We start from the raw sequence: 25,200 nt of genomic DNA, 5'->3' as shown, positions 1-25,200 counted from the left end.
ATTCACCTTAAACAGGCGGCATGTGGCCGCGCGGGGGTGCCAATGGGGCCATTTCGGGGCGTGGCGCGGCGGGCACAGGGCGAGCGCAACCGTCGCACAACGTCGGTTGGCCCCTTGTCAGGGCCCGCGCCTTCGGCGAACACGGTGGCAACGGCGTTGGGCTTGCCCGGCGCCGGGGCAAGGGGCCCCGCGGCGCTTCCCGGGATTTCGGTCCTGCGCGGTTCAGACGGAAGCGGCAGAGGCCGCCCGCAAGGGCGGCCTTTCTTGCGTCCGGGGTCCGGCTCAGAACACGACGATCGCTGCGCGGACCGCCAGGGCCAGCAGGACGACCGAACCGGCCATGAAGATCGAGAACCGGACCACGATGACGTTCGCCGTCGCCTGCGCCAGGCTGTGGACGACGCGCAGGGCGACGTAGGCCCAGGCCAGCCAGAGGTTCAGGCCCGCGCCCTGGCCCAGGATCGCCAGGGCGAGCGCGGTCGCATAGAACAGCGTCGGCTGCTCCATCAGGTGGTTGTAGTTGTCGGCCTTCCAGCGGACGCGCGGCGGGATCAGGTCGTTGAACTCCGAAGCCGGCCGCTTGGGGTCGTAGACGATCTTCAGGGCCACGATCGCCGGAATGCGGGTGGCGTAGAGCCAGGCCCACATCACGAAGGTCCAGAGCACCAGGGCGACGACCGGCGCGAGGATCGGATAGGTCATGGTTCGCCCCCCGGCGATGAGGCTTCGCTAAGACGAGTGCGTGGTGTCGGGCAGGCCCAGGATGCGCTTGGAGATGATGTTGTTCTGGATCTCGGCGGAGCCGCCGTAGATCGACATGGCCTTGCCGCCGAGCCAGGCGCGCACGGTCTCGATCTCCTCGCGGGTGAAGTCCTCGCCGTCCCAGCCGAGGCCCTGGCCGCCCATGATCTCCAGGGTCAGCTCGGCGCGGGTCTGGGCGACGTGGGTGGCGGAGTTCTTGAGGACCGAGGCGCCGTTGGTGGCGCCGTTGGCCTCTTTGGATTCGGCCATGACGCGGGCCAGCGTCAGGGCGTGGGTCCTGGCGTCCATCTCGTGGCGGACCAGGCGCGAGCGCAGGTCGGTGTCGGCGATGCGGCCGTAGGCGTCCATCTCGACATAGCGTTTGGCGACCTGGCTGAGCGGCGCCTGGCGGCCGCCGCCGATGGCGCCTGTCTGGCTCGCCCGCTCATGCTGCAGCAGGCGCTTGCCCACGGTCCAGCCGACGTTGAGCTGGCCCAGCAGGGCGTCCTTGGGGGCCACCGCGTCGGTGAAGAAGGTCTCGCAGAAGGGCGAGGCGCCGGCGATCAGGGCGATAGGCCGGGTCTCGATCCCCGGCTGATGCATGTCGACCAGCATGAAGGAGATGCCGTCGTGCTTCTTCGCCGTGGGGTCGGTGCGGGTCAGCAGGCCGCACCAGTCGGAGTACTGCGCGCCGCTCGTCCACGTCTTTTGGCCGTTGATGACCCAGCGGTCGCCGGCGTCGACGGCCTTGGTCTGCAGCGAGGCCAGGTCCGAGCCGGCGTTGGGCTCGGAATAGCCGACGCACCATTGCACCTCGCCGCGGACGATGGGCGGGATGTGCTGGGCCTTCTGCGCCTCGGTCCCGTAGTCGAGGATCGTCGGGCCGATCATGGTGATCCCCATGCCGAACAGCAGGGGGTTGAAGGCGCCGACCTTGGCCATTTCCTGGGCCAGCACGCGGGCCTGGGCCGGCGAGAGCCCGCCGCCGCCGTACTGGGTCGGCCAGGTGGGCGTCGCCCAGCCCTTCTCGCCGATCGCCTGCTTCCAGGCCGTGAGGTCCGCGCCCGGCGTGGCGCGCTCGGCCATGGCCAACTGGCCCTTGCCGGCCAGGGATGCGGGGAAGTTGGCCTTCAGCCAGGCGGCGGCCTCGGCGCGGAAGTCCTCAAGCTCGATATCGGCTCCGAAATCCGCCATGGCCGTGGTCTCCCTGTTCGCCGGGAGGCACCTTAGTCCCGGCGGGCGGCGCGGCAAGCATGCCCCAACGGCGCCCGGCGCGCCTAGCGCGGCAGGGTGAGCCTGGGCGGAGGCTTGGTGTCGATCAGCTCGTCGCCGCCCAGGGTGCGGTAGAGGGTCACCAGGTTGTCGGCGCGGGTGAAGCGGGTGGCGGTCAGGGTCTGACGGGCCTGGTAGAGGGTCCGTTCGGCCACCAGGGTGTTCAGGAAGGGGTCGACGCCCTCGCGATAGCGGGCGGTGGCGAGCATCAGCTCGTCGTTGGCGTCGGCGAACAGGCTGTTCTGGGCGGCGAGCTGGGCGGTGATCGTGCCGCGGCGAGCCAGGGCGTTGGCGACCTCGCTGAAGGCCGTCTGGATCGCCTTCTGGTACTGGGCGACCGCGAGCTGCCGCTGTCCCTTGGCGAGGGACAGGTTGGCGATGTTGGCGCCGCCGGCGAAGATCGTCTGGGAGGCCGAGCCGGAGACCGTCCAGTCGTAGTTCTTGCTGGTGAACAACTGGCCAAGCGCCGGGCTGGCGACGCCGGCCAGGGCGGTCAGGCTGATGGCGGGGAAGAAGGCGGCCCGCGCCGCGCCGATCTGGGCGTTGGCGGCGCGCAGCCTGTATTCCGCCGTGACCACGTCCGGGCGGCGCAGCAGGACGCGGGAATCCAGGCCCGCGGGCGCCTCCGCCAGCAGGCCGTCGACGGCTTCGATGGAGGCCGGCAGGTCGGCGTCGGCGACCGGCGCGCCGACCAGCAGCTCAAGGGCGTTGCGGTCCTGGGCCACGATGGTGGTGAGGTTGGCGACGTCGGAGTTGGCCTGCTCCAGCACGGTCTGGGCCAAGCGCAGGTCGGTGCGCGCGGCCACGCCGCCGCTGAGCCGCGCCTGGGTCAGCTCGACCGTCTTGGCCGCGCTCGTGACGGTGTCCTTGGCGATGGTCAGCAGGCTGCGGTCGGTGGCGAGGGTCAGGTAGGCAGCGGCCACCTCGGCGACCAGAGTCAGGCGCGCCTGGTGAACCCCGGCCTCGCTGGCGAAATACTGCTGCTGGGCGGCGTGGGTGAGCGAGCGGACCCGCCCGAAGACGTCGAGTTCGAAAGAGCTGAAGCCCACGTCGGCCTGGTAGTTCCGGGTGGCCTGGCGCGGCGGGGTGACGACCCCGTTGGGCTGGACGACGGTGACCTTGCCGAGGGATTCGGTGACGTTTCCGCTGGCGGTGACCAGCGGCAGTAGCTGGGCGCGCTCCACGCGGTACTGCGAGCGGGCGATGACGACATTGGCCATCGCGGCCTGCAGGTCCTGGTTGTTGCCGATCGCCTCTCCGATGATCCCCTGCAGGTGCGGGTCCTTGAAGACGTCGCGGTAGCTGAGCGAGGGCAGAGGCGGCGCGGGCGCCGTCGGATAGGCCTCGCCCACCGGCCAGGCCTGGGGCGCGGCGGGCGTGGGGCGCACGTAGTGCGGCTCCAGCGTGCAGCCGGCGAGCGCCGCGCCGCTCAAGGCGATGGCCAGCAGGTTCCTCACGCCGGGGTCTCTTGCGCCGCCTCGCCGCCGCTGGATTCGGGGGCGTGGCGGTTGCGGAAGATGCGGCGCACCAGGACGAAGAACATGGGCACGTAGAAGATCGCCAGCACCGTGGCCGTCAGCATGCCGCCGATCACCGCCGTCCCGATGGCGATGCGGCTCTGGGCGCCGGCGCCGGTGGAGATCGCCAGCGGCAGCACGCCGAAGATGAAGGCCAGGCTGGTCATCAGGATCGGCCGCAGGCGCAAGCGCGCGCCTTCGATCGCCGCGTCATAGGGGTTCCTGCCGCGCCGCTCCGCGCCCTCGGCGAACTCGACGATCAGGATCGCGTTCTTGGCCGACAGGCCCATGGTGGTGAGCAGGCCCACCTGGAAATAGACGTCGTTGGTGAGGCTGCGCAGCCAGACCGCGAGCGCCGCGCCCAGCAGGCCCAGCGGGATCACCAGCATCACCGAGAACGGCACCGACCAGCTCTCGTAGAGCGCCGCCAGGCAGAGGAACACCACCAGCAGCGAGATCGCATAGAGCATCGGCGCCTGGCCGCCCGACAGCCGCTCCTGGTAGGACAGCCCGCTCCAGGCCACCGAGACCCCGGGCAGCTTGGCGGCGATGGCGGCGATGTGGTCCATGGCCTCGCCGGAACTCTTGCCCGCGGCGGCGTCGCCCTGGATTTCGTAGTTGGACACCCCGTTGAAGCGACCGAGCGCGCTCGGCGCCTGGCCCCAGCCGATGTGGGCGAAGGCCGAGAACGGCGCCATCTCGCCGCTGGCGGAGCGGGCGAACCAGTTGCTGAGGTCCTCGGGCCGGCTGCGGAACTGCGCGTCGCCCTGGACGTAGACCCGCTTCACCCGGTTGCGGTCGACGAAGTCGTCCACGTAGTTGCCGCCCCAGGCGGCGGTGAGGGTCTGGTCGACCTGGGCCTGTGGGACGCCGAGCGCGCCCACCTTCTCCTCGTCGATGTCGACGTTCAGGGTCGGATTGTCGTCCAGTGAGTTCTGGCGGACCCCGGTCAGCACCGGATCGTTGCGCGCCTCGGCGAGCAACTGGTTCATCTCGGCCTTGAACTGCTGGCGGTCGAGGCTGCCGGAATTCAAGAGCTCCATGGTGAAGCCGCTGGACTGGCCGAGGCCGCGCACCGGCGGCGGGTTGAGGGCGAAGAACTGGGCGTCGCGCAACTGGCCGCCCATGGCGCGGGTGGCGCGCTGGGTGATGGCCGGGGCGGTGTTTTCCTTGCCCTTGCGCTCGTCCCAGGGGGTGAAGGAGATGAAGCCGCGGCCGGCGTTCTGGCCGGCGCCCTGGTTGCTCTGGCCGACCACGGCGTAGACGGCCGAGACGTTGGCCTTTTCCTTGGTCAGGAAATAGTTCTCGACCTGCCTGACGGCGGCGAGGGTGCGCGGCATGGTGGCGCCGGGCGGAAGGGTGAACTGAAGCTGGGCGGTGCCCTGATCCTCGGCCGGCAGGAAGCTGGTCGGCAGGTGCAGGAACAGGACCACCAGCCCCGCGACCAGCGCGGCGTAGATGAACATGGCGACCCGCATCTTGCCGATCACCCACTTGACCCCGCGCTGGTAGCGGTCGGCGGTCTCGTTGAACCAGGTGTTGAACCGGCCGCCGAAGCGGGCGAGCGCCCGGTCAAGGACGTTGCTATCGTGGTGCTCTTCGCCCGGGCGCTTCAACAGGGTCGCGGCCAGGGCCGGCGACAGGGTCAGGGCCACGAACACCGACAGCACCATCGACGAGACGATGGTGATCGAGAACTGGCGGTAGATCACGCCCACCGATCCGCCGAAGAAGGCCATGGGCAGGAACACCGCCGACAGCACCAGGGCGATGGCGATCAGGGCGGTCTGCACCTGGTCCATGGACTTGATGGTGGCGTCGCGCGGAGAGATTCCGGGCTCCTCGGCCATCACCCGCTCGACGTTCTCCACCACGACGATGGCGTCGTCGACCAGCAGGCCGATGGACAGCACCAGGCCGAACAGAGTGAGCACATTGATGCTGAAATGGGCGAGCGCCAGGATGCCGAAGGTGCCGAGCAGAACGACCGGCACGGCGATGGCCGGGATCAGGGTGGCGCGCCAGCTCTGCAGGAACACGAACATCACGATGACCACCAGCAGGATGGCCTCGATCAGGGTCAGCACGACCTCGCGCACGGACAGCTTGATGAAGGCGGTGGCGTCGTTGGGGAAGGCGTAGGTGTAGCCGGGCGGGAAGGACTTCGCCCGCTCGATGATCGCCGCGCGGACCAGCTCGGCGGTCTTCAGCGCGTCGGCGCCGGGCGCGAGGTTGACGGCGATGCCGGACGCCGGGTGGCCGTTGAGGCGGCTGAGCGTCGAGTAGTTCTCGCTGCCCAGTTCGACGCGGGCGACGTCGCCCAGCGTCACCTTCGACCCGTCGGTCTGGGTCTTGAGGATGATCTTGCGGAACTCGTCGGCGGTGGTCAGGCGCGAGTGCGCGGTGACCGTCGCGTTGAGCATCTGCGCGTCGGAGGAGGGCAGGGCGCCGATCTGGCCGGCGGCGACCTGGGTGTTCTGGGCCTGGATGGCGGTGATGACGTCGCCCGGCACCAGCTTCACGGCCGCGAGCTTGTAGGGATCGAGCCAGATGCGCATGGCGTATTGCGCGCCGAACACCCGCAGATCGCCGACGCCGGGGATGCGGCCGATCGGCTCCTGCATGTTGGAGACCACATAGTCGGAGATGTCGGCGCTGCTGGCGCGGTCGGTCTGGTCGTAGATCGAGGTGATCAGCAGGAAGTCGGGATTGGACTTGGTGACGATCAGGCCCTGCTGCTGCACGGGCTGGGGCAGGCGCGGGAGGGCCTGCTGGACCTTGTTCTGCACCTGGACCTGGGCGATGTCCGGGTCGGTCCCCTTCTGGAAGGTCACCGTGACGCCCACCCCGCCCGAGGAGTCGGAGGTCGACGAGAAGTAGATCATCCCGTCGATGCCGGTGAGCTGCTGCTCGATCAACTGAGTGACGCTGGCTTCCAGCACCTCAGCCGAGGCGCCGGGATAGGTGGCGCGGATGTTGACCTGCGGCGGAGCGATGTCGGGGTACTGCTCGACCGACAGGGCCTGGATCGAGCCGATGCCCGCCAGCATGATCACGATCGCGATCACCCAGGCGAAGACCGGACGGTCGATGAAAATCCGGGAGATCATGGGGCCTAGCGCCCCGGCCGGGCGGGGCCGTCGCCTTTGCCGCCGGCCTTGCCGCCGGGCCCGCCCGCACCGCCGCCATGGCGCGGGGCGGAGCCGGCGGGGACCGGATGCAGCGGCTGGTTGGGCTTCACCTTGTCCAGGCCCTCGACGATCACCTTGTCGCCGACCTCAAGGCCGCTGGTGACCAGCCACTTGTCGCCGATGGTGCGGTCGGCCTTGACCGTGCGCAGCACGGCCTTGTCGCCCGGCCCGACCAGATAGACCGTCGCGTTGCCGCGCGGGTCGCGCGAGACCCCCTGCTGCGGCGCGAGGATCGCGTTCGGGGCGGCGGCCTGGGCCAGGCGGGTGCGCACGTACATGCCCGGCAGCAGCAGACCCTGCGGATTGGGAAAGGCCGCGCGCAGGGTCACGGTGCCGGTGTTCGGATCGACGACCGGCTCGGCGAACTGCACGTGTCCGGTCAGGGGATAGTCGCTGCCGTCCTCGAGGGTGAGGCGCACGGCCGCCGACGAGGCGGTCACGCCGCCGGCCGAAAGCTCGCGGCGCAGGGTCACCAGATCGGAGCTGGACTGCTGGATGTCGACGAAGATCGGGTCCAGCCGCTGGATCTGGGCCAGCGGATTGGTCTGGCCGGTGGTCACCAGCCCGCCGGTGGTGACCAGCGAGCGGCCGATACGCCCGGAGATCGGGGCGGGCACCGAGGTGAAGCGCAGGTTGATCCGCGCGGTCTCCAGCGCGGCCTTGAACTGGGCGACCTGCGCGACGGCGACGCCGGCGGCGGCCTTCGCGTCCGAATAGTCCTGTTTACTGACCGCCTCGATGTCCGCCAGCGGCTTGTAGCGCGCGGCCTTCGCCTGGGCGGTCTCCAGGGTGGCCTGGGCGTTGGCGAGGTTGGCCTCGGCCTGGGAGACCGCGGCGCGGTAGAGGCTGGGGTCGATCTCGTAGAGAGTCTGGCCCTGCTTCACCAGGCTGCCCTCGACAAACTGGCGGGCCTTGATCACCCCGTTCACCTGGGGGCGGACGTCTGAGGTTTCGTAGGCGCTGGTCCGCCCGGAGAGCTCGATCACCAGGGGCACGGTCTGGGCGGTCATCACCACGTAGCCGACCTCGGGGATCCGCGGCGGCTTCTTGGCCTCCTTGGCGCCGCACGCAGACAGCAGGAGGGCGAGCGCGAGCACGGGCAGTTGGCGAAACTTGTTTTGGGTGCGCACCCGCGGGACCTAATTCGAAAGGGCAACCCGTTGCGGGTCGGTTGGAGGAAGCTGCAGACTCACGAGTTCGGGGCGACTAATGGCGCCATCGTCTTTCCGAAACGCGACGCCAGCATTTCGTATTGTTGCCAAGTCGCGATGCGGCGCGGGCGCAACATACTGATCCAGTAAGACGGATCAATGCATCTCCACCACCGGCAGCTCGATGTTTGTCGCCTGGGGGCCTGAGTGGAATATCCGCTGGGTCGCCTTCTGATAGTCGGCGGGCTTGGCGAAGAAAATGTTCGGAACAAAGGTCTGCGGATTGCGGTCGTAAAGCGGGAACCAGCTTGACTGGATTTGCACCATGATCCGGTGGCCCGGCAGGAAGACGTGGTTGGCCGTCGGCATGACGAACCGGTACTTCTCGACGGCGTTGGCGGGAATGGCGTGCGGGGTCGAGAAGCTCTCGCGATAGCGGCCGCGGAAGATGTCCATGGCGATCGGCAGCTCGTAGCCGCCCATCTCCGCCTGGCTGGGCACGGTGTCGGGGTAGACGTCGATGATCTTCACCACCCAGTCGGAGTCGGCGCCGCTGGTCGAGGCGAAGAGGTTGACGATCGGCGCTCCGGAGATGCGCACCGGGGCGGTCAGCACCTCGCTCTCATAGGTGAGCACGTCGGGGCGGTCGTCGACGTACCGCTGGTCGGTGGTCAGCCAGTAGCGCCACTGGTCGCCGTCGTCGGTGCGCACCGGGCGGCGGACATAGGGCACGGGCTTCGCGGGGTCGGAGACATATTCGTCGTAGGCCGGGCCCGCGGCCGCCGGCGCCCGGAAGCCAAGGCCCAGGCCGGGCTGCAGGTAGAGCGGCTTCATCTTGCCCGCGCAGCCCTCCTCGCAGGCCAGCGGCCACTTGGGCAGGCGGTCCCACTCCATGTCGCCGGTGCGGAAGATGAACACCGGCGGGGTGTTGGCCTTCGGCCCGTTGGTCTTCAGGTGCTCGTCGAGGAAGGGCTTGAGGATCTTCAGCCGGAACTCGGTGGCCGTGTCGCCGGGCAGCTTGAGCGCGTTGAGCTGCCGCTGCTCGTAGTTGACGCCGGAGTGCCGCCACGGCCCCAGTACCAGGTAGTTCATGTCGTTGTTCTTATCCTTGGGCTCTGTGGCCAGGTACGAGTGGATGGTCCCCCACATGTCCTCCTGGTCCCACAGGGCGCCGACCCACATGGTGGGCACCTTCAGCGGCTGGCGGGCCAGCTCCTTGTCCAGCGCCTGCTCGCTCCAGAAGGCGTCGTAGGCGGCGTGCTCGGTGAGCTTGCGGTAGTAGGGGACCTGGTCGAGGCCGGCGGCCTTGGCGTAGTCCTCGATCGAGCCGGCGCGCAGGAAGTTGGAGTAGTCGTCCAGGGCTTGCCTGGGAATCTTGTTCCCCTCGCCGCGAGCGGTCATCTGGCCGGCGATGTAGTCCAGATTGGTGGTGCGGAAGGCGCCGTAGTGGAAGAAGTCGTCGCCCATCCAGCCGTCGACCATGGCGCTCTGCGGCACGGCGGCCTTCAGCGCCGGGTGCGGGTTGATCAGGCCCATCAGGGTGGTGAAGCCGTCGTAGGACGAGCCGATCATGCCGACCCGGCCATTGGTCTCCGGCACGTTCTTCACCAGCCATTCGATGGTGTCGTAGGTGTCGGTGGCGTGGTCGACGCCAGTGTGGTTCAGCGGCCCGATCAGCGGGCGGGTGACGACGTAGTCGCCCTCGGAGCCCCACTTGCCGCGGATGTCCTGGTAGACACGGATATAGCCGTCGGTGACGAAGGGTTCATCCATCTGCGCCAGTTCGTCGGTGATGTGCGGGCTGTCGAACCGCTCGGCGCGCTTCTTGGCGTTGTAGGGCGTGCGCGTCAGAAGGATCGGGCCGTCCTTGGTCCCCTTCTTCATGACGATGACGGTGTAGAGCTTCACCCCGTCGCGCATGGGGATCATCACGGTGCGCTTGACCCAGTCGTTGTTGGCGGTGGGCTTTTCGAACTTGGCCGGGATGTCGGGGGTGATCTCGGGGCCGGCGGGCGTCTGGGCCAGGGCGGGCGCGGCGGCGAGCAGGGCGAAGGCGGCGGCGAGGGCCGCGGGGAGCGCAAATCGGGTCATGGCTGGACCGTAGCCGATGAGGCGAGGTTGGGAAGGGCTCTCAGCAGGGTCTAACGGGCGGTCGCCGCGGAGGGCGATTCATAGGCGGGGTCGTGCGCGAACGGCGGCGGGGCGCCCGTCCGCAGGGCGTCCAGGACGGTCGCGAAATCGGTCCGGCAGCGAAAGCCCAGCTCGCGCTCGGCCAGGGCCGCATCATAAACCCGCCCGATGCTGGACGGCAGCCGCCAGCCGCGTCGGGCGTAGAGCTCCGCCGCCTCGGGGAAGTAGCCGGCCACCACGGCGGCGGCGTCGCGCTTGAGGGCCTGGGCGTCCGAACGCGCGAACGGCGTCGGCGCCGAGACGATGTAGGTCCCGAAGCCGATCGAAGGGGCCCGCTCCAGGGCCGCCACATGGGCCTGCGCGGCGTCGTCGACGGTCAGCCGCCGATGGAGGAACTCGTTCGCCTTGAGATTCTCGCCTGAGGGTTCGGAATGGGTGTCGTCGTCCTCGGGGAAGAACCGTGCGGTGCGCAGCACGATGCTGCTCAGCCCGTGTTCGGCGTGGTGAAGCCGGCACAGGCCCTCGGCGGCGAGCTTGGTCACGCCGTAGATGTTGCGCGGCGCGAGCGGCCCGGTGGTCTCGCCGAGCCAGACCGCCGCGGCGCCGGCCTCGTCCCGGATCGACTGCGAGATCATCAGGGAGGTTGTGGAGGTCATGACGAAGCGGTCGTGCCCCGCCGCGACCGCGGCCTGCAGCAGGTTGAGGGTCCCGGTGACGTTGACGTCGACGAAGGCCTGGACGGGGAAGCGGGCGATGTCCGGCTTGTGCAGGGCGCCGCCATGGACGACCGCCTCGACGCCGTGGTCCTTGAAGAGGCGCTCGATTGCGGCCCGATCGGCGACGGAGGCCACGACCTGGGTCTCGGCGCCCGGGACGACGTCCATGCCGACGACCTGGTGTCCGGCCGCCCGGAGGCGAGGGGCCAGGAAGCGGCCGAGCCAGCCTGACGATCCGGTCAGAAGCACGCGCACGGGCGTCGTTTCGGCCGGCGTCTAGGCGCTGGCCAGCGCGCTCTGGAAGAGGATGGCGCCGTCCGCCGAGCCGAGCTCGGCTTCGAAGGCGCGGTCGGGGTGCGGCATCAGGCCCAGCACATTGCCCTTGGCGTTGACGATCCCGGCCACGCCGCGCGACGAGCCGTTGGGGTTGTCGAGGTAGCGGAACACCACCTGGCCCTCGCCCTCCAGCCGGTCGAGCGTGGGCTCGTCGGCGAAGAAGTTGCCCTCGCCGTTGCCGACGGTCATGGCCACCTGCCGGCGGCCGGTGTAGCCGGCGGTGAACCGCGTCTGGGCGTTGGTGACCTCCAGCTCCACGGTCTTGCAGACATATTTGAGCCGCTCGTTGCGCAGGAGGGCGCCGGGCAGCATCCGGGCCTCGCACAGCACCTGGAAGCCGTTGCAGATGCCGACGGTGGCCACACCGCGTTCGGCGGCGGCCTTGACCTCGCCCATGATCGGCGAGAGCGCCGCCATGGCCCCGCAGCGCAGGTAGTCGCCGTAGGCGAAGCCGCCCGGCAGGACGATCAGGTCGACGCCGGACGGCAGCTCGGTGTCGCCGTGCCAGACCATGTCGACGTGAGCGCCGGTGGACCGCTCGATGGCCACTTTGCAGTCGCGGTCGCAGTTCGAGCCGGGGAAGACGATGACGGCGGCTTTCATGCGAGGGTCTCCTGGCGGTCGGGGGCGGGAAAACGGGTCTTGAAGTCGAAGGCCTGGTCGCAGGCGCCGTGGGCGCGCAGGCGGTCGAGGCGTTCGAAGGCCTCGGCGCGGGTCGGCAGGGCGCCGGCGGGGATCCACCACATAACCACCTGGGCCTCGGCGCCCGCTTCGAACCACAGGCGTCCGCGCCGCACGAAGCCGCCGTGCGCCGAGCGGTAGGCGAAGGCGGCCAGGGCCTCGGCGCTCTCCCAGACCGACAGGTTGGCCAGGATCATCGGGTCGATGTCGCAGGCGGGCTTCTCGGAATCGAAGCCGATCCCCGTGGCGCGCCAGACGAAGCCCGGCGAGGCCTCGGCCAGGGCATTGATCTCGTCCAGCGCCGCGCGGAACTCGGCCGATTCCGGCGCCTCGATCGGGGCGCTCAGGCGGGCGACGTTGAACTGGGCGAGGTGGAAGCCGCTCATCGGCGCGTCCAGGTCTTCAGGGAGTCGAGGTAGGCCAGAAGCTGCCTATAGCCCTTCTGGTCGCCATAGGCGCAGCCCACGGTCTTCACCTGCCCGCCCTCGGCGGTCTGCATCATGATCGCCGGATGGCCCGGCGCGCCCTTCTCGGTGATCAGGTAGGAGGCGCGGCCGTTGTCGGTGGAATAGAAGAAATAGGGCTCGCCCGGGGCGTGCGAGGCCGGCAGCAGGTGCGGCTGGGCGGTGATCCTGGCGGCCTGGGCGTCGAACGGCATGGCGCAGTCGAGCGCGATCGGCGCGAAGGCGGGACCTTGCGGCTTCGGCGCGCAGGCGCAGAGCGGGAGTGCGGTGAGAAGGAGGGCGCAGAGCCCCCTCACGCCACCTCCACGCGGTAGCTTTCGATCACCGTGTTGGCCAGCAGCTTGTCGCACATGGCCTTGACCTCGGCCTCGGCGCCGGCGGCGTCCTTGGCGGCGAGGTCGAACTCGATGGTGCGGCCGACGCGGACGCCCGAGACGCCGCCCCAGCCCAGGCCGTGCAGGGCCTGCTCGACGGCCTTGCCCTGCACGTCCAGGACGCCGGGCTTCAAAAACACATGGACGGTCGCCTTCACTAGTGCAGGCCTCCTTGGATCACGGTCGGCATCTCCTTCATGATCCCCAACCGGCGGGCGACTTCGGTGTAGCTCTCGATGACGTTGCCGAGGTCGCGGCGGAAGCGGTCCTTGTCGAGCTTCTCGTTGGTGGTCGAGTCCCACAGGCGGCAACTGTCCGGGCTGATCTCGTCGGCCAGGATGATCCGCGAGAAGTCGTTCTCCCAGACCCGGCCGTACTCCACCTTGAAGTCCACCAGGGTGATCCCGACCGCCCCGAACATGCCGGTCAGGAAGTCGTTCACCCGCAGGGTGAGCGCCATGATGTCGTCTATCTCCTGGGTGGTGGCCCAGTTGAAGGCGGTGATGTGCTCTTCCGACACCAGCGGATCGTGCAGCTTGTCGTCCTTCAGGCAGAACTCGATGATCGAGCGCGGCAGGGCCTGGCCCTCCGGCAGGCCCAGGCGCGTGGACAGCGAGCCCGCGGCCACGTTGCGGCAGATCACCTCCAGCGGAACGATCTCCACCTCGCGGATCAACTGCTCGCGCAGGTTCAGGCGGCGGATGAAATGGTTCTGCACCCCGATCGAGGCGAGCTTGGTCATGATGTGCTCGCTGATCCGGTTGTTGATGACCCCCTTGCCCTCGAGGACCGCCTTCTTGGTGGCGTCGAAGGCGGTGGTGTCGTCCTTGAAGTACTGGATCAGAGTGCCAGGCTCGGGACCTTCGTAGAGGATCTTCGCCTTGCCCTCGTAGATCTTCTTACGCCGGGTCATAATCGCGCCTTCTCCGTGGGCGAGGGCTTTGCCGGTCGAAATAACGAAAAACGCGCGGGGTCCAAGTCCCTCGCGCGCGGATTCGACTCGGCGTCTCGCTTCATATGAGGCGGCGGGAAATTAGCGGATGCGGCGCGGGGGCGCAAACCTCGCCGCGGGGCCGCCTTTCGATTGCGGCGCCCGACCGGGCGGGATATGTGATCGCCCGCAGAGTTGCTTTGCCCAGGGACCCCATGACCACCTTTGACGACCGTGAACGTGGCTTCGAGAAGCGTTTCGCGCTCGATCAAGAGCAGGAGTTCAAGGCCTCGGCGCGGCGTAACCGCGCTCTAGGCGAGTGGGCGGCTGGCCTGATGGGCCTCACCGACAAGCACATCGCCGAATACGCCCAGGCCGTGGTGAAGTCCGACCTGGAGCAGCCGGGCGAGGAAGACGTGCTGCGCAAGGTCTTCGAGGACCTCAAGGGCTCCGGCGTGCAGATCTCCGAGGGCGAAGTGCGTATGAAGATGGCCGAGTTGCTGGCCCAGGCGCGCGAACAGGTCCGCGGCGAGGCCTGACTGCGCTAGACGTCAGGCCGTCGCGGCGGCCGACATCCGGTCCGTCGCGTTCGCCTCGTCTCCGAACACCCGGGCGAAGACGCGGTCGACGGCCTTGAAGTGGTAGGCGAGGTCGAAGAGCTCCGAAAGCTCGGCCTCGGTGAGGGTGACGTCCGGGTCGGCCCTCAGGAAATCCAGGAAATTGCCCTCGCCGCGCCAGACGCGCATGGCGTTGCGCTGCACCGCCGCATAGGCGACCTCGCGGGCCACGCCCTTCTGCGTCAGCGCCAGCAGCACGCGCTGGGAGTGCACCAGGCCGCCCAGGCGGTCGAGGTTCCTGGCCATGTTCTCCGGATAGATCACCAGCCGCTCCATGACGCCGGCCAGGCGGCGTAGGGCGAAGTCCAGGTGGACGGTGGCGTCCGGGGCGATGCCGCGCTCGACCGAGGAGTGGCTGATGTCGCGCTCGTGCCAGAGGGTGACGTTCTCCATGGCCGGCACCACGGCGGAGCGCACCAGCCGGGCCAGGCCCGTCAGGTTCTCCGTCAGGATCGGGTTGCGCTTGTGCGGCATGGCGGACGACCCCTTCTGGCCCGGGTCGAAGGGCTCCTCAGCCTCCAGCACCTCGGTGCGCTGGAGGTGGCGGATCTCGGTGGCCAAGCGCTCGATGGAGGAGGCGACCACCCCCAGGGCGGCGAAATAGGCCGCGTGGCGGTCGCGCGGGATCACCTGGGTGGAGACCGGCTCGACGGCGAGGCCCAGTTTCTCCGCCACATAGGCTTCCACCTCGGGGGCGACGTTGGCGAACGTGCCGACGGCGCCGGAGATCGCGCAGGTGGCGATCTCGAACTTGGCCATGGCCAGCCGCTCCCTGGCGCGCACGAACTCGGCGTAGTGGCCGGCGAGCTTGAGGCCGAAGGTGGTGGGCTCGGCGTGGATGCCGTGGCTGCGGCCGACGGTGGGGGTGAAGCGGTGCTCGTAGGCCCGGCGCTTCAGCGCCGCCAGGACGAGGTCGACGTCCTCCATCAGGAGGTCGGTGGCGCGGCAGAGCTGGACGGCGAGCGTGGTGTCGTTGACGTCGGAGCTCGTCATGCCCTGGTGCAGGAACCGCGCCTCGGGACCCACGATCTCGGTGACGTGGGTCAGGAAGGCGATGACGTCGTGCTTCACCTCGCGCTCGATCTCGTCGATGCGCTCGGCGTCCCAGACCGCGTCGCGGCCCTTCTCCCAGATGACCCGGGCGGCTTCCTTGGGGATGACGCCCAGATCGGCCATGGCGTCGGCCGCATGCGCCTCGACCTCGAACATGATTTTGAAGCGCGTCTGGGGGCTCCAGATCGCGGCGGCTTCCTTGCGGGCGTAGCGGGGGATCATGCCGCCCGGTATGCGGGCGACCTCAGCGCCAAGTCAAATTCTGAGATGAAAAAGTGAAGGGCTGCGCCCAAGCTCACTCCGCTCATCCCCGGCTGCGCGGGGATGAGCGGATATTGGCTAGTCGCGCTCGCCGCGGTCGGCGCGGGCCTTGGACATGGCCTGGGCCAGGCCCAGGGAGCCCAGCAGGTAGTGGAACGCGCCCCAGAGGCCGAAGGCGTAGGAGACCAGGATGCCCTGGCGGGTGCCCAGCACCAGGGCGCCGGAGCAGGCCGCCTTGGCCGCGTCGCTCGCCGTCTTGGCCGCCTTGCCCCCCGGGCACGCCGTCTGGAAGTCCGCCGGGTGCGAGCCGAAGAACCCGCCAAGCGCGTCCCAGATCGATCCCGAGCCGGCGTGCGCGTAGTGGAAGGCCGCGAAATGGTCGATCGCCCAGCCTGAGAACAGCGGCCCGCCGCCCAGGGCGATCAGGTTCAGGAAGAACAGCAGGATCGCCGCCGCCGTCGCCCGCTGGTGGGTCGGCGCCATGTTCTGCACCACCCCGAAGGTCGGCGCGAGGTAGACGTAGGAGAACAGCCCCGGCAGCAGCATGAAGGCTCCCGCGATCTGCCAGCTTCCCGCGGTGTAGACGCCCACATAGGCCGGGTAGGCCAGCGCCACCCCGATCGCCGGCACCAGGGCGTACCAGCGCGGCGACAGCTTCGACAGCCGGTCGGTGAGCGGCCCGCCGATCAGCGTCCCCAGCCCCTGGCTCAAGCCCGCCGCCAGGCCCACAATCAGCCCCACCTGGCCCACGTCCAGGTGGAAGGTGCGCAGGAAATAGGGCGGCGCGAACTGGCCCCCGCCGTAGTTGCCGAACGACACCAGGGTGATCCCCAGCACCATGTTGAGGATCGGCCACTTGCCGAACAACAGCTTGATCACCGAGCCCATCTCGGCGAACTCGCGGCCGAGAGACGGCGCCGGCGCGGCCGGGACCAGCTCCTCGCCCGCATAGGGCTCCGCGCCCTGGGGCCGCGCCACCGCCGCCGGGTCTGGCTCGGAGTGGCCGCGCGGCGGCTCCTTCACCAGCACCTTCAGCGCGATCGCCACCATCACGCCCGGCAGCCCCACCACCATGAAGGCGACGCGCCAGCCGAAGGTCTTGGCGATCAGCCCGCCGGCCACCGCCCCGATCATGGTCCCCAGCGGAATGCCGAAGGAGTAGATCGACAGCGCCGAGGCCCGCTTCTTGGGCTCGAAGTAGTCGCTGATCAGCGAGTGAGCCGGCGGCGACAGGCCGGCCTCCCCGATGCCCACCCCGAAGCGGTAGGCCGCCAGCACCGCGAAACTGCCCGCCGTGCCGCAGAGCGCGGTGAACCCCGACCAGATGATGATCGCCGCCGAGATGATGTTGACCCGGCTGAACCGCTCGGCGAGCCGCGCGATGGGGATGCCCAGGAAGGTGTAGAGCAGGGCGAAATAGAGCCCGCCCAGGAGGCCCAACTGGGTATCGCTGATCTTCAGGGTGTCTTTGATCGGCTGGCCGAGCGTGGCGATGATCGTGCGGTCGATGAAGTTCAGCGTGTAGGCCGTGACCAGCAGGAAGAGGATCAGCCGCTTGTAGTTCTCCGAATAGACGGGCTTGGCGGCGGGCGGCTGGGCGACGGGCGCGGCGCCCACGGTCGTGGCGGTCATGATGGCGAAGCGTTCCCCGGAAAGTGTTCTCACCGCCCGTGGGCGGGCGGCGGTTTGGAGGGAGGTTAACGGGCAGGCGCCAGGGTGGATAGGGGTTTAGAAGATACCAACGGTCGCCTTGGAGAGAGAGGGGTTCATTGGCTGCCCGTCCCCGGCGAAGGCCGCGACAGGCCCGGCAAGCTACGGCCAAGCTGCGCCGCGGAATGGCCCTGATCGGGCCGGGAGGGCGCCGTTTTTCATCCCTGCAATGCGCCTCGGCTGGTGGGTCTGCGGCGGCTTGGGCCGTCTGGGTGTGAAGGAGATATCGATGAGCCAGCGGGTTTCGAGGACGCTGATCGCCGCGGCGGCGGTGTTGGGGGTGGCGGCCCTGGGCGGGTGCGCCACCAAGAAGTTCGTCAACGAGCAGGTGGGGCAGGTCTCTACCCGGGTCGACAGCGTTTCCGGCCAGGTGACCGACGTCACCGCCAAGGTGGCCGACCATGACGCCAAGCTGGCCAACCTGGACCAGTCGACCAAGGACGCGCTCGAGCGGGCGACGGCGGCGGGCAAGCTGGCGGAGGGCAAGTTCCTCTATTCGCAGGTCCTGTCGGACGACAGCATGAAGTTCGGGGTCTCCAAGGCGCAGCTCTCGCCTGAGGCGCAGGCCCGGCTCGACGCCTTCGTGGACAAGCTGAAGACCGACAACCGCAACGTCTATGTCGAGGTGCAGGGCCACACCGACGCCACGGGCTCCAAGGAAGGCAACTATCGCCTCGGCGAGGAGCGGGCGGAGGCCGTGCGGCGCTATCTGAACGAGCACGGCGTGGCGCTGAACCGGATCGGCACGATCTCCTACGGGGCCGACGACCCGGTCGCGCCGAACAAGAAGCGTGACGGCCGCGCGGCCAACCGCCGTGTCGTGCTGATCGTATTGGCCTAGGCGTCAGGCGGGCGGCCCCTTCGGGGGTCCGCAGGAGCCGTGGCGCAGGATCGCCGCCCTTCAGGCCGGCGCCGGCGCTTCGGCGCGACGGCGCTCAGCCTCGCCGTCCATGTGGCCGCAGGGGCAGCCCTGCTGGCGACCTGGACGGCGGCGCCGCGCCCGGCGGAGCCGCCGACGATGAGCGTGTCCCTGGTCCCGCCGACGCCGCCCGCGCCGGTGGCGCCGGAGAGCGCGCCGGAGCCCAAGCCCGAGGAACCGCCGCCGCCCCGGCTGGGGCGCGCGGCGAAGCTTCCCGTGACCGTGGCGCCGATCGTGGCCAAGCCGGGCCCCGCGGCGGCGGCGCCCGTTGAGATGAGCGATTCGGAGCTGGCGGGCGCGGCGACGGTGGGCGCGGGCGCCGGCGGCGGGGCGGGCTGCGACATGGCCCGCTGGCTGCAGAAGGCGCTGCGCGAGGACCGCCAGGTGCAGGCGACGGTGGCCGAGGTGGCGCCGGGCAAGGCGATCCGCGTCTGGGACGGCGCCTGGGTTCGCCATCCCGGGCAGGAGGGCGAAGGCCTGGCGGCGGTGCGCGAGGCGATCATGTGGCGCGTGGCCTTCGCGCCGGTGGCCTGCCGCGCCCAGCCGGTGCACGGGCTGATCGTGCTGTCGCTGCACGACGGGCCGGGCGCCTCGCGGCTGGCGGTGGGGACCGGCGACTGGCGCTGGTCGGACCTGCTGTTCTCGGCGTCGGGGAGCCGGCCTTAGGCTTTGCCCTAGCTCACCATCTCCTCGCGGACCTGGCGGCGGGCCAGCCAGAAGAGGGGCGCGCTGACGGCGCCGCCGATGACGGAAAGGATGAGCGCCCAGCGGACGCCCTCGGCGGGGCCGAGGTGGAGGCCCTTGTTCAGGAGGTCCGAGAGAAGGCCGATGCAGAGCGCGCCCAGCACCAGGCCCAGGAAGTTGATCACGAAGAGCATGATCGAGGCGCTCATGGCGCGCATCCGCTGGGGGACCATGCCCTGGGCGGAGGCGTAGACCGGGCCGTACCAGAGCGTGCCCACGAAGTTGGTGACGGCGATCAGGCTGAGCGCCAGGGCCGCGGAGGGGGTCGAATAGAGGAAGATGGCCACCGGGGCGGCGATCAGCACGGCCACGGCCGGGACCGAGCCGTAGACGCGCAGGTCGCGCGCGCCCCATTTGTCGGCGATCTGGCCGCCGACCCACGAGCCCAGCGTGCCGGCCACCCCGGCCAGGATGCCGAGCGAGAGGCCGATAAAGGTCTGGGGCCGCAGGTGGAAATGGTGGGCCAGCGCCGCCACCTCCGGGCCATGGCAGCGGTAGAAGAAGCTGGGGGCGAAGGCGGCGTGGCCGTAGCCCAGGAAGGAGCGGACGCCCGCGCCCCAGGCCAGGAACCAGAAGGCCCGTTTGGCGGCCAGGTAGCGGATGGTCTCGGAGAAGGTGGCCAGCGCGCCGGTGGCGCCCTGGCCCGCGGCGCGCATGGCGGCGCTGAGCCGGGCGCGGGGCTCCTTGAGCGTGAAGGCCGCGACGATGGCCAGGATCAGGCCCGGGACGGCGGCCACCATGAAGGCCTGGCGCCAGCCGAAGTAGTCGCTCATCACCCCGCCGATGCCCAGGCCGAGCAGCGAGCCGATCGGCGTGCCCATGGCGTAGAAGGCGAGCGCCGAGGCGCGCTTCTCCTTCGGGCTGTAGTCGGCGATCAGGGCGTGGGAGGTGGGCGTGCAGCCGGCCTCGCCAATCCCGACCCCGGCGCGGAACGCCACCAACTGGCCGAAATTCTGTGCGAAGCCGCAGGCGCCGGTAAACGCGCTCCAGGCGGCGAGGCAGGCGGCTATGATGTAGCCGCGATGATGGCGGTCGGCGGCTCTCGCCAGGGGGAAGCCCAGCACTGTATAGACAAGGCCGAACGCGAAACCGGAGAGCAGGCCAAGCTGCCAGTCGGCGAGATGCAGATCGTTCTTGATCGGCTCGGCCAGGATATTGATCACCTGGCGGTCGATGAAGTTGACCACATAAACCAGCAGGAGGAGCCAGAGCGCGTAGCGGCGGTAGGCGTCGGAGACCGGAGGAGGCTCGGCGTGAGCGGGTGTCTCGTCCACCAGCGCTTCGCCGGTGGGCGTGGTGATGTCGGCCATGTGCGTTTCCGGTTTGTGCGTTTCTTGGGGGCGGCTCTAACGGCTGCTTAGGCAAACCTCATGCATTTAGGGCGTTGAGGGAAGCGGCGTCGCCGCGCTATCGCCTTGGCGCAGGGCGTAAGGAGGCTTGATGGAACTCGTGATCGGCACCAAGGCGTGGTCGACGTGGTCGATGCGGCCGTGGCTTGTGCTGAAGAAGACCGGCGTGCCGTTCGAGGAACGGATCATCCAGCTTCGCCAGGAGAACGGCGGCTCGGAGGCGGCGATCCTGCCCCATTCGCCCACCGGCCTGGTGCCGGCGCTGAAGGACGGGGACGTGCAGATCTCCGACTCGCTGGCGATCTGCGAGTACCTGGCCGAGCGGTTCCCCGACATGGAGCTGTGGCCAAAGGACGCGCGGATGCGGGCCTATGTGCGCTCGGCGACCGCCGAAATGCACTCCGGCTTCTCGTCCCTGCGCGGCGAATGCCCCATGGATCTGGCGGCCTGGCCCAAGCCGGTGACGCTCTCGAAGGCGACGCACAAGGACATCCGCCGCATCGTGACCCTGTGGACGGGCCTGCTGACCAAGTTCGGCGGGCCGTACCTGGGCGGAGAGGCGTGGGGGATCGCCGACGCCTTCTACACGCCGGTCGCGACGCGGTTTCATACCTATGGCGTGAAGCTGTCGGATTTCGGCGACAAGTCCGGCGCGGCGGCGCGCTACGCCGAGCGCCTGCTGGAGCGGCCGGAGTACAAGGCCTGGCTGGCGGGCATCTGAGAGCGGCGCGGCCCAGGGCCGCATAAGCCCACCATGCTTGGTGCGCCGCGCGGGAGCGGGCACAGTGGGGCCGCCGCCGAACCGGGCGGCGGAACAGAGCCGTTGGGATCCCTTGACCCGCCGCGTCGAATTCTCGCCCTCGTGGTTCGGCTCCCTCGGGACGCCGGGGCGCTACGCCGTGGCCTTCGTCATCGTGGCGATCTCCACCGGCGCGGCCCAGCTCCTGCACGAGATCACCCATTCCACACGGGTCGGCGGCGCCTGGCTGGTGGGCGTGCTGGTGACCTCGTACCTGGTGGGCTCCGGGCCGGGCTATGCGGCGGCGGTCATCTCGTTCGTGATCTACAATTTCTACGTGACCGGCGGGCATTTCGGCTTCGAGCACTATTCGCCCGAGGACGTGCTGGTGCTGCTGACCTTCCCGACGGTGGCCATGCTGATGGGCAACCTGACGGGCCGCGTGCGCGACGAGGCCAAGCGGGCCGAGGCCCGCGCCTTGATCACCGCGGTGCTGTTCGAGGGCACGCGCGAATTCTCGGCCTCGGACGACGCGGGCCTGATCCGGGCGCGGCTGGCCGACCACCTGGCGGCGGCGGCGCGGGGCCAGGCCTTCGTGCTGGACGGCGAGGTGCTGTGCTCGGCCGGCTCCGGCGCGCCGGAGCCGATGGTGCTGTCGGCGGCCCAGGCGCTGGCCGCCGAGGCGACGAAGGAGCCCAGGACCGTGGAGGCGGCGGGCTGGCGGGTGCGCCGACTGGCGAGCGGCGCGGTGGCCGGCTGGCGGGCCGAGCCGGCCCCGGACGCCGACGAGGAGAACCTGCTGCAGATCCTGGCCGACGCCGGCGCCGCGGCGACGTCGCGCGCGGCCCTGACCGTGGCCAAGGCGGACGCCGAGGCCCGGGCGCGGACCGAGGACCTGCGGAACGCGCTCCTGTCGTCGATCAGCCATGACCTGCGAACGCCCCTGGCCGCGGTGCTGGCCTCGGCCTCCTCGCTGCAGGAGTTCGGCGACCAGTTCGACGCCAAGACCCGCCACGACCTGACCGCGACCATCCAGGAAGAGGCCGAGCGGCTGAACGCCTTCGTCACCAACCTCCTGAACATGACCCGGCTCGAAGGCGGGGCGCTGGACCCCGCCAGCGCGGTCTTCGACCTGGCCGAGGTGGTCGACCGCACGCGCCGGCGCTTCGAGCGGTTGCGCGGCCAGCGCAAGATCTCCTGCACCCTGGGCGAGGGCGCCGACGTGGCCATGGGCGATCCGGTGCTGTTCGAGGTGGCGCTGGCCAATGTGCTGGAGAACGCGGTGCGCTACAGCCCCGAGGGCGCGACCATCGCGCTGACCAGCTTCCCGCGCGGCGGCCAGGTGGTGGTGCAGGTGACCGATGAGGGGCCCGGCGTGCCGGAGAGCGAACTGGGCAAGCTGTTCGACAAGTTCTACCGCGGCTCGGGTGCGCGGCGGCTGCCCGGCACGGGCTTGGGCCTTTCCATCGTGCGCGGGGTGATGCAGGGCATGGGCGGCCAGGCGAGCGCGGCGCTGCGCACCGATGCGCCGAGCGGGATGGTGATGTCGCTGATGTTGCCGGCGGTCAGGGTATGACGGGGCGCGGTTTGGGAGTGGCGGGCGAATGACTGCGAGTTTGGGCCGGCTGCTGATCGTCGACGACGAGCCGCAGATCGTGCGCGCGCTGACCCCGGCGCTGGCCGCGGCGGGCTTCGCGGTCACCGCCGCGGAGGACGGCGAGGGGGCGCTGGCGCAGCTCGCCAGCGAGCCCAGCGAGGTGGTGATCCTCGACCTCGGCCTGCCGGACATCGACGGCAAGGAGGTGATCCAGCGCATCCGCGAGTGGTCGGACGCTCCGATCATCGTGCTATCGGCCCGCGACCTCGAGGCCGAGAAGATCGCCGCCCTGGACCTGGGCGCCGACGACTTCGTCAACAAGCCGGTCGGCGTGGGCGAGCTGCTGGCCCGCATCCGCGCGGTGATGCGCGGGCGCGAGCGGCGGTTCTCCGCCCAGCCCAGGTTCGTGTTCGGCGAGCTGGAGATCAACTTTCCCGCACGCCGCGTGATGATCCAGGGCGAGGAGGTGCGGCTGACGCCGCGGGAGTACCAGCTCCTTCGCATCCTCGCGAGCCACGCCGGGCAGGTGGTCACCCACCGCCAGATCATCACCGCGGTCTGGGGCTCCGAGACCAACGCCGACGCCCAGTTCGTCCGCGTCCTGATGGCCCAGCTACGCCAGAAGCTGGAGGCCGAGCCGTCCAGTCCCGAGCTGCTGATGACCGAGCCGGGGATCGGCTACCGCCTGCGCTGCGAGGAGTAGGGGGCGGGAACCGGGGTGGGCCATCGCCCGGCCGGATTCGCACGCCGGCGCCGCGCCCGGCCCAGGCGCGCGGCTTGAAAATCGCGATCGCGGAGCCGATCGTCCAAAACCGTGGACGATCGAGCAAGCGCCGGGCGTGCGCCGGGATTAGACTTCGGCCGGCGCGGCGGCGGCGAGCCGTCCCGAGCACGCCAAGCAGCCGAAGACATGAGGAGGCCGCAACATGCCGACCATCACGACGAAAGACGGCGTGGAGATCTTCTACAAGGACTGGGGCAAGGGGCAGCCCATCGTCTTCAGCCACGGCTGGCCGCTGTCGGCGGACGACTGGGACGCGCAGATGATGTTCTTCCTGCTGCAAGGCTACCGCGTGATCGCCCACGACCGGCGCGGCCACGGCCGGTCCAGCCAGGTCGCCGACGGCCATGACATGGACCACTACGCCGATGATCTTGCGGCCGTGGTCCAGCATCTGGACCTCAAGGACGCCGTGCACGTCGGCCACTCGACCGGCGGTGGCGAGGTGGCGCACTATCTGGCCCGCCACGGCGAGAGCCGCGCGGCCAAGGCCGTGCTGATCAGCGCGGTGCCGCCGCTGATGGTCAAGACCGCCGCCAATCCCGGCGGCCTGCCGAAAGAGGTGTTCGACGGCCTGCAGGCGCAGGTCGCCACCAACCGCGCCCAGTTCTATCGCGATCTGCCGTCCGGACCCTTCTACGGGTTCAACCGGCCGGGTGCGAAGGCCTTGGAAGGGATCATTCAGAATTGGTGGCGTCAGGGCATGATGGGGAGCGCCAAGGCGCATTATGACGGCATCGTCGCCTTCTCGCAGACCGACTTCACCGAAGACCTCAAGAAGATCGGTGTGCCGGTCCTGGTCATGCACGGCGACGACGACCAGATCGTGCCCTATGCGGACTCCGGTCCCCTCTCCGCCAAGCTGGTGCGGAACGGGACGCTGAAGACCTACAAGGGCTTCCCGCACGGCATGCCGACAACGGAGGCCGCCACCATCAACGCCGACCTTCTGGCCTTTATCAGGGCCTAGGTTGGCGCCTTGGACCGAGGCCGAGGCCGGCCATCGACCGGCGCCGGGCATCCGGATGGCGTCGTTCGCCGAGCCTGATTCCCGGGCTGGGCTCGGCCCGCATCGGCCTTCATCCGGTCATTCCCGTGACACGCAATTCGTCTATCCGCCCGGATGAGACCAGGGAGCCTAGTGATGAGTTTCATGATCACCGTGAGGGCGGCGCAGGATGGCTGGAGTGTCCAGGGCGACACGCTGGAGAACGGCATGATGTTCCTCAGCGGCGCGGAGGCCGAGAACGCGGCGCGCGCGCTCGCCGAGCGCTATTCCGCCATCGGCCAGCCGACCGAGATTCTGGTGTTTCTCCGCGACGGCAGCCTCGCGGGGCGCTACGTCTCGGCGCCCGATCCGGTGGCGCCGTAGGACGCAAGAACGTTCTTCCGGACTCTTCCCCGCGTCCTCGGCCCGCCGGGCTTTCCGTCCGTCCGCTGAGGGTGATAGTCTGCCGCGGCGTCCTGGAGCCGAGCCTTAGCCTCGCGCCCCGGGCGGTGGGTGGAACGGTCGCGACTGCGCGGAAGGAAGTTTCCCGGTGCCCACCAACGCCTCGCCTGCCCACGCCTGGGAACCTCCGCTGAAGCTCGAAGAGCGCCTCAAGGGGATGCTGCCGCCGCGGGCGCGGATCGCCTATCTGCACGACCGGAACCTGCGCAAGGGCGAACCGGAACTGCGCCTGGTCTCGATCCTGGCCGACAGGCGGCGCGTATCGATCGATGTGGGGGCGAACAAGGGGGTCTATTCCTACGCGCTCCTGCCGCACAGCAAGGCGGTGCACGCCTTCGAGCCGAACCCGAAGCTGTTCCGCGTGCTCAGCGGCTGGGCGCAGGGCCAGGTGGAGCTGCACCCGGAGGCCCTGAGCAACGTCTCGGAGGTCGCCGACCTGCTGGTGCCCAGGAGCGAGAACGGGTTCTCCAACCAGG

24 protein-coding genes are annotated in these 25,200 nt (G+C 69.6%); 9 read left to right on the top strand and 15 right to left on the bottom strand.

Annotated features, from left to right (window positions below; translation table 11 throughout):
* Positions 1-282 precede the first annotated feature (282 nt).
* The 12 genes from VNW53_RS14435 to purC all read right to left on the bottom strand — a co-directional run bounded on the left by VNW53_RS14435 (position 283) and on the right by purC (position 13,489).
* A complete protein-coding gene (locus VNW53_RS14435) occupies positions 283-702 on the bottom strand; it encodes an MAPEG family protein (RefSeq protein ID WP_325556407.1) in 420 nt (139 codons plus the stop codon).
* A 27-nt stretch (positions 703-729) separates the two neighbouring features.
* The gene (locus VNW53_RS14430) at positions 730-1,935 is read right to left on the bottom strand and encodes an acyl-CoA dehydrogenase family protein (protein WP_325556406.1); all 1,206 of its coding nucleotides are present in this window, start codon (positions 1,933-1,935) and stop codon (positions 730-732) included.
* Between the two features lie 83 nt (positions 1,936-2,018).
* Positions 2,019-3,470: an efflux transporter outer membrane subunit gene (locus VNW53_RS14425; RefSeq protein ID WP_325556405.1), complete on the bottom strand. Its 1,452-nt coding sequence runs from the start codon at positions 3,468-3,470 to the stop codon at positions 2,019-2,021.
* Positions 3,467-6,640, bottom strand: a complete 3,174-nt coding sequence (locus VNW53_RS14420; protein ID WP_325556403.1) for an efflux RND transporter permease subunit — start codon at positions 6,638-6,640, stop codon at positions 3,467-3,469. The genes VNW53_RS14425 and VNW53_RS14420 overlap by 4 nt, the downstream gene beginning before the upstream one ends.
* A gap of 5 nt (positions 6,641-6,645) precedes the next feature.
* Positions 6,646-7,851 (bottom strand): efflux RND transporter periplasmic adaptor subunit, encoded by a 1,206-nt coding sequence (locus VNW53_RS14415; protein ID WP_325556401.1) that lies wholly within the window; start codon positions 7,849-7,851, stop codon positions 6,646-6,648.
* 177 nt (positions 7,852-8,028) lie between these two features.
* Entirely contained in the window at positions 8,029-9,963 is a 1,935-nt protein-coding gene (locus VNW53_RS14410; RefSeq protein ID WP_325556400.1) for a CocE/NonD family hydrolase, read from the bottom strand.
* Between the two features lie 50 nt (positions 9,964-10,013).
* On the bottom strand, positions 10,014-10,967 hold the full coding sequence (locus tag VNW53_RS14405; RefSeq protein ID WP_325556478.1) for an NAD(P)-dependent oxidoreductase: 954 nt from the start codon (positions 10,965-10,967) through the stop codon (positions 10,014-10,016).
* Positions 10,968-10,994: 27 nt separating this feature from the next.
* Positions 10,995-11,657, bottom strand: a complete 663-nt coding sequence (gene purQ, locus VNW53_RS14400) for a phosphoribosylformylglycinamidine synthase subunit PurQ (protein ID WP_325556398.1) — start codon at positions 11,655-11,657, stop codon at positions 10,995-10,997.
* Positions 11,654-12,121 carry a DUF3291 domain-containing protein gene (locus VNW53_RS14395; RefSeq protein ID WP_325556397.1) on the bottom strand — a complete coding sequence of 156 codons (468 nt, stop codon included), beginning with the start codon at positions 12,119-12,121 and terminating at the stop codon, positions 11,654-11,656. Before VNW53_RS14395 ends, purQ begins: the two co-directional genes overlap by 4 nt.
* On the bottom strand, positions 12,118-12,495 hold the full coding sequence (locus VNW53_RS14390; RefSeq protein ID WP_325556396.1) for a hypothetical protein: 378 nt from the start codon (positions 12,493-12,495) through the stop codon (positions 12,118-12,120). The genes VNW53_RS14395 and VNW53_RS14390 overlap by 4 nt, the downstream gene beginning before the upstream one ends.
* Positions 12,492-12,731: a phosphoribosylformylglycinamidine synthase subunit PurS gene (purS, locus tag VNW53_RS14385; protein ID WP_325556395.1), complete on the bottom strand. Its 240-nt coding sequence runs from the start codon at positions 12,729-12,731 to the stop codon at positions 12,492-12,494. Before purS ends, VNW53_RS14390 begins: the two co-directional genes overlap by 4 nt.
* Entirely contained in the window at positions 12,731-13,489 is a 759-nt protein-coding gene (gene purC, locus VNW53_RS14380) for a phosphoribosylaminoimidazolesuccinocarboxamide synthase (protein ID WP_293367163.1), read from the bottom strand. Before purC ends, purS begins: the two co-directional genes overlap by 1 nt.
* Positions 13,490-13,719: 230 nt before the next feature.
* Between purC and VNW53_RS14375 the strand changes: the two genes are divergently transcribed.
* Complete coding sequence (locus tag VNW53_RS14375) at positions 13,720-14,043, top strand: DUF1476 domain-containing protein (protein WP_325556394.1); 324 nt, start codon at positions 13,720-13,722, stop codon at positions 14,041-14,043.
* A 12-nt stretch (positions 14,044-14,055) separates the two neighbouring features.
* On the opposite strand, the gene purB is transcribed toward VNW53_RS14375, so the two are convergent.
* Positions 14,056-15,396, bottom strand: a complete 1,341-nt coding sequence (purB, locus tag VNW53_RS14370) for an adenylosuccinate lyase (protein WP_325556393.1) — start codon at positions 15,394-15,396, stop codon at positions 14,056-14,058.
* A 117-nt stretch (positions 15,397-15,513) separates the two neighbouring features.
* Positions 15,514-17,067, bottom strand: a complete 1,554-nt coding sequence (locus tag VNW53_RS14365) for an MFS transporter (protein ID WP_325556392.1) — start codon at positions 17,065-17,067, stop codon at positions 15,514-15,516.
* A gap of 307 nt (positions 17,068-17,374) precedes the next feature.
* On the opposite strand from VNW53_RS14365, the gene VNW53_RS14360 reads away from it, so the two are divergent.
* Positions 17,375-17,986, top strand: coding sequence for an OmpA family protein (locus tag VNW53_RS14360; RefSeq protein ID WP_325556391.1), 612 nt, complete (start codon positions 17,375-17,377; stop codon positions 17,984-17,986).
* A 39-nt stretch (positions 17,987-18,025) separates the two neighbouring features.
* Positions 18,026-18,730 (top strand): hypothetical protein, encoded by a 705-nt coding sequence (locus tag VNW53_RS14355; protein WP_325556390.1) that lies wholly within the window; start codon positions 18,026-18,028, stop codon positions 18,728-18,730.
* An 8-nt stretch (positions 18,731-18,738) separates the two neighbouring features.
* On the opposite strand, the gene VNW53_RS14350 is transcribed toward VNW53_RS14355, so the two are convergent.
* Entirely contained in the window at positions 18,739-20,118 is a 1,380-nt protein-coding gene (locus VNW53_RS14350; RefSeq protein WP_325556389.1) for an MFS transporter, read from the bottom strand.
* A gap of 130 nt (positions 20,119-20,248) precedes the next feature.
* Here VNW53_RS14350 and VNW53_RS14345 point away from each other — a divergent pair, with 130 nt between their 5' ends.
* From VNW53_RS14345 to VNW53_RS14320, 6 genes are all read left to right on the top strand, one after another.
* Positions 20,249-20,878, top strand: a complete 630-nt coding sequence (locus tag VNW53_RS14345) for a glutathione S-transferase family protein (RefSeq protein WP_325556388.1) — start codon at positions 20,249-20,251, stop codon at positions 20,876-20,878.
* Between the two features lie 112 nt (positions 20,879-20,990).
* The gene (locus VNW53_RS14340; protein WP_325556387.1) at positions 20,991-22,472 is read left to right on the top strand and encodes a sensor histidine kinase; all 1,482 of its coding nucleotides are present in this window, start codon (positions 20,991-20,993) and stop codon (positions 22,470-22,472) included.
* 28 nt (positions 22,473-22,500) lie between these two features.
* Positions 22,501-23,196, top strand: a complete 696-nt coding sequence (locus VNW53_RS14335) for a response regulator transcription factor (protein ID WP_325556386.1) — start codon at positions 22,501-22,503, stop codon at positions 23,194-23,196.
* Positions 23,197-23,419: 223 nt separating this feature from the next.
* Positions 23,420-24,244 (top strand): alpha/beta hydrolase, encoded by an 825-nt coding sequence (locus tag VNW53_RS14330; RefSeq protein WP_325556385.1) that lies wholly within the window; start codon positions 23,420-23,422, stop codon positions 24,242-24,244.
* A 174-nt stretch (positions 24,245-24,418) separates the two neighbouring features.
* Complete coding sequence (locus VNW53_RS14325) at positions 24,419-24,646, top strand: hypothetical protein (RefSeq protein ID WP_325556384.1); 228 nt, start codon at positions 24,419-24,421, stop codon at positions 24,644-24,646.
* Between the two features lie 166 nt (positions 24,647-24,812).
* On the top strand, positions 24,813-25,200 hold a 388-nt coding region (locus VNW53_RS14320; protein ID WP_325556383.1), incomplete at its 3' end, for a hypothetical protein.

The organism is Phenylobacterium sp. (genome assembly GCF_035569475.1).
Lineage (GTDB): Bacteria > Pseudomonadota > Alphaproteobacteria > Caulobacterales > Caulobacteraceae > Phenylobacterium.
The sequence above is the reverse complement of the archived record's forward strand: the minus strand, read 5'-3'. Positions and strand labels throughout refer to the sequence as shown.

Coding starts and splice junctions, on each gene's coding strand:
- VNW53_RS14435 (WP_325556407.1), bottom strand. CDS start 702: ATGACCTATCCGATCCTCGCGCCGGTCGTCGCCCTGGTGCTCTGGACC.
- VNW53_RS14430 (WP_325556406.1), bottom strand. CDS start 1,935: ATGGCGGATTTCGGAGCCGATATCGAGCTTGAGGACTTCCGCGCCGAG.
- VNW53_RS14420 (WP_325556403.1), bottom strand. CDS start 6,640: ATGATCTCCCGGATTTTCATCGACCGTCCGGTCTTCGCCTGGGTGATC.
- VNW53_RS14410 (WP_325556400.1), bottom strand. CDS start 9,963: ATGACCCGATTTGCGCTCCCCGCGGCCCTCGCCGCCGCCTTCGCCCTG.
- purQ (WP_325556398.1), bottom strand. CDS start 11,657: ATGAAAGCCGCCGTCATCGTCTTCCCCGGCTCGAACTGCGACCGCGAC.
- VNW53_RS14395 (WP_325556397.1), bottom strand. CDS start 12,121: ATGAGCGGCTTCCACCTCGCCCAGTTCAACGTCGCCCGCCTGAGCGCC.
- VNW53_RS14375 (WP_325556394.1), top strand. CDS start 13,720: ATGACCACCTTTGACGACCGTGAACGTGGCTTCGAGAAGCGTTTCGCG.
- purB (WP_325556393.1), bottom strand. CDS start 15,396: ATGATCCCCCGCTACGCCCGCAAGGAAGCCGCCGCGATCTGGAGCCCC.
- VNW53_RS14365 (WP_325556392.1), bottom strand. CDS start 17,067: ATGACCGCCACGACCGTGGGCGCCGCGCCCGTCGCCCAGCCGCCCGCC.
- VNW53_RS14360 (WP_325556391.1), top strand. CDS start 17,375: ATGAGCCAGCGGGTTTCGAGGACGCTGATCGCCGCGGCGGCGGTGTTG.
- VNW53_RS14350 (WP_325556389.1), bottom strand. CDS start 20,118: ATGGCCGACATCACCACGCCCACCGGCGAAGCGCTGGTGGACGAGACA.
- VNW53_RS14345 (WP_325556388.1), top strand. CDS start 20,249: ATGGAACTCGTGATCGGCACCAAGGCGTGGTCGACGTGGTCGATGCGG.
- VNW53_RS14335 (WP_325556386.1), top strand. CDS start 22,501: ATGACTGCGAGTTTGGGCCGGCTGCTGATCGTCGACGACGAGCCGCAG.
- VNW53_RS14330 (WP_325556385.1), top strand. CDS start 23,420: ATGCCGACCATCACGACGAAAGACGGCGTGGAGATCTTCTACAAGGAC.
- VNW53_RS14325 (WP_325556384.1), top strand. CDS start 24,419: ATGAGTTTCATGATCACCGTGAGGGCGGCGCAGGATGGCTGGAGTGTC.